Origin of the sequence: Caballeronia sp., assembly GCF_049581465.1 — a bacterium.
In the GTDB taxonomy this organism is placed as follows: domain Bacteria; phylum Pseudomonadota; class Gammaproteobacteria; order Burkholderiales; family Burkholderiaceae; genus Caballeronia.
In genome coordinates, this window is sequence record NZ_JBAUSA010001164.1 from 1 (window position 1) to 7036 (window position 7036).

Annotated in this window: 7 protein-coding genes; 4 read left to right on the plus strand and 3 right to left on the minus strand. The window is 60.5% G+C overall.

What is annotated here, in order from left to right; all coding sequences use genetic code 11:
- A partial coding sequence (locus tag WCA53_RS28490) for an ATP-binding protein (protein ID WP_423918889.1) occupies positions 1-552 on the minus strand: 552 nt, incomplete at its 3' end.
- The gene (gene istA / locus WCA53_RS28495) at positions 545-2041 is read right to left on the minus strand and encodes an IS21 family transposase (protein WP_423918909.1); all 1497 of its coding nucleotides are present in this window, start codon (positions 2039-2041) and stop codon (positions 545-547) included. The genes istA and WCA53_RS28490, both read right to left, overlap by 8 nt.
- Before the next feature lie 94 nt (positions 2042-2135).
- Here istA and tnpA point away from each other — a divergent pair, with 94 nt between their 5' ends.
- From tnpA to WCA53_RS28515, 4 genes are read left to right on the plus strand one after another with little or no spacing between them, the layout of a single operon-like run.
- Positions 2136-2558: an IS66 family insertion sequence element accessory protein TnpA gene (gene tnpA / locus WCA53_RS28500; protein WP_423918892.1), complete on the plus strand. Its 423-nt coding sequence runs from the start codon at positions 2136-2138 to the stop codon at positions 2556-2558.
- Complete coding sequence (gene tnpB / locus WCA53_RS28505; RefSeq protein ID WP_423918895.1) at positions 2552-2899, plus strand: IS66 family insertion sequence element accessory protein TnpB; 348 nt, start codon at positions 2552-2554, stop codon at positions 2897-2899. The genes tnpA and tnpB overlap by 7 nt, the downstream gene beginning before the upstream one ends.
- 50 nt (positions 2900-2949) lie before the next feature.
- The gene (tnpC, locus tag WCA53_RS28510) at positions 2950-4473 is read left to right on the plus strand and encodes an IS66 family transposase (protein WP_423918898.1); all 1524 of its coding nucleotides are present in this window, start codon (positions 2950-2952) and stop codon (positions 4471-4473) included.
- Between the two features lie 14 nt (positions 4474-4487).
- A complete protein-coding gene (locus WCA53_RS28515) occupies positions 4488-4979 on the plus strand; it encodes a hypothetical protein (RefSeq protein ID WP_423918902.1) in 492 nt (163 codons plus the stop codon).
- Positions 4980-6073: 1094 nt separating this feature from the next.
- Here WCA53_RS28515 and WCA53_RS28520 read toward each other — a convergent pair.
- The coding region (locus tag WCA53_RS28520; protein ID WP_423918906.1) for a PQQ-dependent sugar dehydrogenase at positions 6074-7036 on the minus strand (963 nt) is incomplete at its 5' end.

Below are 7036 nucleotides of genomic sequence, written 5' to 3' on the forward strand. Positions count from 1 at the left end.
CAGCAGATGGAATAGGAGTGCCCCGCCGGCTTGGCTGAACGGCAAATACCCGAGCTCGTCCAGAATGACCAGGTCAAGGCGCAGCAAGCTCGCCGCGATCCGCCCGGCGCGACCCTGCGCCTTCTCCTGCTCCAGGGCGTTCGCCAAGTCCACGGTCGAGTAGAAGCGAACCCGCTTGCCGTGATGCATGATGCCGGACACGCCGATGGCCGTCGCAAGATGCGTTTTGCCCGAGCCCGGTCCACCGACCAGAACCAAGTTGTGCGCGCCCTCTGTGAACGTCATGCTGGCCAGTTGCATGACGAGTTGGCGATCGACCGGGGAGCCATCGAAGTCGAAGCCGACGATATCGCGGTGCACCGGGAACTTTGCCGCGCTCATCTGGTGGCTGACCGAACGCACGGCCCGATCGGCACTCTCGGCCTGCAGCAGCCGTTCAAGCAGCCATTGCGAAGACGCCACCTCGACGTTACCCTGTTCAAGCAATTCAGCCCAGCCAGCCGCCATGCCGTGCAACCGCAACTGGTTGATTTCGACGATAAGATCACGCATGACCGGCCTCCGGCTGTTGCAGCGCCGGGCGCAGTCCGTCATAGCGCGACGTATCGGCCAGCGGCGGTGTCGCCAGTTGCAACGCTGTATCGATCTTCGGCGGCATCTGCACGCTGCGCATGCGCGACAGCACATTCACCACATGCTCGACGCTCACCCGCCCGGACGGCGGTGCCTGTTCCAGTGCCAGCTCGACCGCAACCAGCACGGTATCCAGACCGCTTTCCGGCACCAGTGCCAGCACCTTCGCCATCACCCGGTCACCGCCCGTCTCGCGCAGCAGCGCCCGGCGAAGCCGTTGCAGCGGCTCGGGCATATCCTGGAACGGCGCACCGTTGCGCAGTGCGCCGGGTTTGCGCTGGATCAGCGGGATGTAATGCTGCCAGTCGTAGCGCACCAGACCTTCGTCGGCCAGCCGCTCGTGGTCGGCCACCATGGCGTCGTCACCCACCACAACCACGCGGCCCGGATAGAGCCGCGTACTGAGCATCTGGCCTGCAAATTCGCATGGCACCGAGTAACGGTTGCGTCCGACCACCACCAGGCAGGTCGACGACACGCGGGCCGCGCGTTCGACGTAACCGTCAAACGGTGTCGGCATCGGCATCAGATGGGCGCGCTCCTGCTCGAACACGTCGGCAACGCTGAGGTCCCGATAGTCCGGATGCTTCACTTGCTCCCACAACGATCGGCACCGGCTCGCAAGCCATGCATTCAGATCGGCGAAACTGCCGAAGCGCTGCTCGCGCGCTTCAATCCAGATGCGCAGGCGGCTGTCCTGCACGTTCTTCTCGACGACGCCTTTCTCCCAGCCGCTGGCCACGTTGCAGAAGTCCGCATCGAACAGAGAGTGCGAGCACATCACTGCGAAACGCGGATTTACCGTGCGGCCCTTGCCTTTATGGACCTTGTCGACCGCCGTCTTCATGTTGTCATAGATGCCCCGGCGAGCCACCCCGCCGAAGGCCGCGAACGAGCGCGTATGGGCGTCGAACAGCATCTCGTGCCCCTGGCTCGGATAGGCAACCAGCCAGAACGCCCGCGACCCACACAGCTTCATGTGCGACACCTGCAGCTTGCGATAAATGCCGCCGACCACCAGTCCTTCCTCGGACCAATCAAACTGGAACGCTTCGCCCAGCTCGAATTGCAACGGCACAAACGCCGACTTCGAAACCGCCTTGCCTTCGCCTTGCCGCCAGGCCCGGATGAAATCGGTTACCCGCGAATAGCAGCCATCGTAGCCGCTCGCCTTGATCTCCTGGAACAGCATCCAGGCGCTGCGCCGCTCTTTCTTCGGCCGCCGTGCGTCCACGCTGAGCGCCTGCACCAGCGCCTCATGAAACGGCGTCAGCCGGGTCGACTGCGAGCGCCGCTGATACTTCGGTTCTTCCTGAATCTCAATGTTCAGGTATTTGCTAATCGTGTTGCGCGACAGACTTGTGAGACGCGCTATCTCGCGTACCGACTTGTTCTGGCGGTGGAACATCCGCCGCACCTATCGTAAGCGTCAGCGGATCCCGTCTTGAATCGCGACATTCCGAATGTGAAGGTGATGCTTTCGTGAGAACGAGGGCAATGCGATGGAAGACGAGAACATTCGGGCTGCAACGGCGATGGGTACACGTCGCCCACGGCAAGGGGAAGCATTCTGGGGCGAAATGGTTACCACCTGGAAAGCGAGCGGTATCGGCGCTCGGCGGTTTTGCCGAGAACAGGGTCTGGCGGTAAGCACCTTCAGCCTGTGGCGCAAGAAGCTCTCAAGCCCGGTCAGAGAGATTAAACAGCCACTCGCGGTTACTGCGGATGCGGCATTCATCGTTTCCAATCTGGATGGTGAACTGGCTCCCTCAAGGCCGCTTATTGCAACGCCGGCGGCTGATGTATCGCCGTCGCGTGACGGGGTGACGCTCTCGCTCGCTGGCGTTCGTATCGAACTGAGCGGCGTTCACGCCGAGCGCATCGTGCGATTTGTGCTTGGACAGCTCGGAGGTGGCCGGTGCTGATTGCCTCGGACGTTCGCGCTTACATCTGTCGCGACCCGGTCGACATGCGCAAGGCGATCGATGGACTGTCCTATCTCGTCGAGCCGTTACTTGCGCAGAAGCCTGCATCGGGCAACCTGTTCGTCTTCGTGGCGCGAGACCGCTCCAAAGTGAAGATTCTTTATTGGGACCGGACCGGCTTCGCGCTTTGGTATAAGCGTCTCGAAAGAGGCCGTTTCCCGTCGCCCTCGTTACTTGCTCAGCGCGGCTTCACGCTCGTGGAGCTCAACGCATGGCTCGAAGGCATCGAGATCCCGGCGCGGGAGCCGCACCGCACCGTGGCAGTAACGCGCGTGACGTGAGGTGCTCCAGCGGAGCGCCGAGCTTGTAAACGTGGCCTGAGTTAGGCATCATGGAACACATGCCACCTAACGCCGTCACTGTCGCGGATCTTCCCGTCGAGCCCGATGCGCTGCAAGCGTTCGCGCTCGAACAGAACCGGCTTGCACGGGTGTTGTGGGAGCAGTTGGAAATCCTCCAGCATCAGATTGCGCAGTTGAACCGTGCGCGCTTTGGCGTGAGCTCCGAGCGCCTGGCAGGCCAAGCCGAGCTGTTTGACGCCGCCACGGATATCCCTGCACCGCCAGCAGTCGACGCCGTACCTGTAGAGAGTCGCACCCGTAAAGGGCGTCCTGCACTGCCCAAGGACCTGCCACGCACACGCATCGAATACGATCTGAGCGACGAACAGAAGACGGCGTTCGATACGCTCGAACGGATCGGCGAAGAGCGCAGCGAGACGCTGCATTACGAGCCGTCCAAGCTCACCGTCATTGAGCACATCCGCTTCAAATACGTGGCGAAGAAGGACGGCGAATCGACCATCGTGACCGCAAGCGCTCAGCCGTCGCCGTTGCCCAAGAGCAATGCAAGCGCCAGCCTGCTCGCCAACGTCCTGGTCAACACCTATGTCGATCATTTGCCGTTGAATCGTCAGGAAATGCGCTACGCGCGCCGGGGCGTGTACTTGCCACGCGCTACGTTATGCGAATGGAAGCTGGCATCTGCTGAGCTACTCTCGGTACTGCTGCCTAGTTTGCGCGCTCACCAGTTGAAGGCGCCGCGCATGCACGTGGATGACACGACGCTACCTCTGCTTGAGCGAGGGCACCCATCAACGCGCACAGCACGATTATGGGGTTATCTGGGCGCGGGCCAGCGCAACGAGAACGGCGTCTGGGTCGACCACCCGCCAGCGATCGTGTTCGAGTTCGCTGAGTCACGCGCGGGCGCGCATCCGCTGCTGTACCTGAATAAATACAAAGGCTATCTACAAGCCGACGCGTACAGCGGTCATGGCGCGCTTTACGCGCGAGGTGACATTATTGAGGTCGGATGCTGGGCTCATTGCCGTCGACGGTTCTTCGAAATTGCCAAGGCTCAGAAAGACCCCGGCCTCGCGGCGCAGGCACTGCAGTGGATCGCCAAGCTATATGCGATTGAATCACGGGTCAAAGACGAAACCCCGGACATCAAGCTCGCAGCGCGGCAAGCGCAGACGTTGCCGGTGTTGGCACAGTTTCGTCAATGGCTAGACGCAAACAGCATCGGTTTGCTCCCGCAAGCCCCGCTCGGCAAGGCCTTCGGTTATGCGTTGCGGCATTGGGAGGCGCTTGTCAGATATACAGAGAACGGCGTCCTGTTGCCAGACAACAATGCGCTTGAGCGTCAAATCAGACCGATTGCCCTCGGAAGAGCGAACTGGCTGTTCGCGGGTTCGCCACGAGGTGCTCGGGCAGCAGCAACGATGTACTCGCTCATCGGAACGGCTCGCCTTAACGGTATCGAACCCTACGCGTGGCTCGAACGAACGCTTGAGAAACTGCCGTCGTATCCCATCAATCGCGTGCACGAGCTCTTGCCGCTCGCCCGTTAAAACACCTCTACACCATGGACATTCTGGATTCGCTTCGGCATGCGCCTAGCGCCGAGCTCTATCGCCTCTATCTTGCTATCGGCAAAATGCTTGATGACCCCCGACGTATTCTCGAAATACGTCAACGCCTGCACCTGGGGATGGCCGTCAACTACATCGGCGACAACCCGCTTGGACCGCCGGCCCAAGGCACCATCGTCGAACTTCGCCAAACACAGGCTGTGGTTCAAGACAGCGTAACTCGACGCCGTTGGGGCGTGCTCTACGCAGCGATCATCCCAGAAACTTCGAGTGCTCAGCCTCACGTCGAACCGGCACCACCGCCGAGAACGCAGCGTGAAGAATTCTTCATCGGTGACACAGTTAGCTTCACTGACAAGCACCTAAGCGAGCGCGTCGGAGTCGTCGTGAGGCTGAATGCCAAGACCGCGTCGGTCGCCGTTAATGACACCGATGGCCACTGGCGCGTTTCGTACTCTCTACTGCGAAAGATCGTCGACATTTAGTCGCGCAAAACCGCCCTAACGGGTTCCGCTGACGGATACGTTGCTACAAGCCAAAGTTCTTGATCGTACTTCCTTCATGTTCGGGCTACCGCCAATTACGGGACAAGTGGACACGACTCGGCCATGAACGGGTGAGCGACGCACAACAATTCGACGCATAACAATAACCTACGATTTGAGAAGCACGACGGATACCACGGCCAGTAGGCGGAAGGCATGCGCCCGCAATGGGCATAATCATACGTGTTGCAACAAAAACCCACTTGCGCGATGCCGATGAAACGCACCCGACCCAGCATTCGCCGTCGACCAGCCCGCGGAACGCTCATGCGATACGGCGATCGCATTGCCGCCCAGGGCGAAGCGCGCGGCCAGCGAGTCATGATCAAATCGATTCACGGCGATGGAGTCAAGCGGCGCAGTGCCGTGAAGTGGACGAATTCGAGGAGCACGCACGGAGCGTCTTGCAAGGCTCGCTGACGAGGCGGCCCTATCGCAGAATCAGTTATAGCTCTTATAGGGAGAGCGCGAACCTTATACGTGACAAGGACTGCTTAGTGGGTGGGGTGCCGTGGATCGCTGGGCGAGGTGTGAGACTTCATTATCAGAACCCGGGAACGGCTGATGCTACAAATTTTTCACCTAGCGCTTCTCTCGTGCGCTAGGCCTTCCCCAGCCGGCCATGTGCCGGCCTTTTTTACCGGTCCACGGCGTGCCTTGGGTTGCCGCGGAGACTTTATCCGTGTTGTTGCGATGCGCTGAAGGCCAGTTCTTACCGGGCCGGCGCATAGCGGCCAACGGCCAGGAAGAGACGGTCCATGGGTTGTTGCGAAGGGCCGATGATTGTTGAGTTAGCGGCCGTTCGACGATGCGGCGACGGAGCGGTCAACCGGCGCGGGTGTTGCGATCAATTACCGCAAACTGCCGAATCACGACAACGCTGGCTCTACCCTGCGGAGCATCACCGGGATCTAGTTGCGGGTCGCCGCTTTTGAGATACGCCACGGGCATGCGGCTTTGACTGATGAAACGGTTCTAATCGGCACGATAACCTTGCGTCTGCCCGGCTTCAAAGCAAAGCGGCGAGGGCTGCTTCATTTACGTGCCGGCGCGATGTCAGCCGATTTGTCGTTGTTACGCGGCGCTACTCGCCATACAGCGTTACCGACGTCGTCAGCCACGAGCAACGCCCCATGCGCGTCCAGTGCGACGCCAACGGGTCGACCCACGGCGTGGCCGTCTGCCGTCAGAAAGCCGCTCAGGAAATCCTCAGGTACGCCAGCAGGTTTTCCATCGACAAATGGCACGAACACCACCTTGTAGCCGGTACGCGGTTTACGGTTCCATGATCCATGCTGGCCGACAAATGCGCCTCCACGATAATGAGGCGGGAACAGCGTCCGGTCGTAAAAGACCAGACCTAGCGAAGCCGTATGATTGCCGAGTGCATAGTCCGGCGCGATGGCCTTTGCAACTAGATCGGGGCGTTGCGGTTTGACTCGAATGTCGATGTGCTGGCCGTAATAGCTGTAGGGAAAACCGTAGAAAGCGCCATCTTTCACGGCGGTCATGTAGTCGGGGACAAGATTGTTGCCGAGATCGTCCCGCTCATTGACTGCCGTCCACAACGCGCCGCTGTCCGGTTGCCAGGCAAGTCCATTGGCGTTGCGCAATCCAGTCGCATAGGGCCGCACATGGCCCGAGTCGATGTCGAACACGAGGATGCGCGCTCGACCTTCTTCGGCATCGACTCCATTTTCCCCTGCGTTGCTGTTCGATCCCACCGTGATGTACAGATGATTGCCGGAGCGATCGGCCAGGATATTTTTGGTCCAGTGATGGTTGATCGGCCCGGCCGGCAAGTCGGCAACCTTGACGCCGGGGCCTGTAATCTGGGTGGCGCCCGTCACATAGTCAAAACGCAGCAGAGCGTCCGTATCGGCAACATAGAGTTGATTGCCAATGCGCGCCATCCCGAACGGCGAGCGGAGGCCGCGCAGATATACTGTCTGAGTCCTCGCGGCGCCGCTGCCGTCCACATCGCGTAACAGCACAAT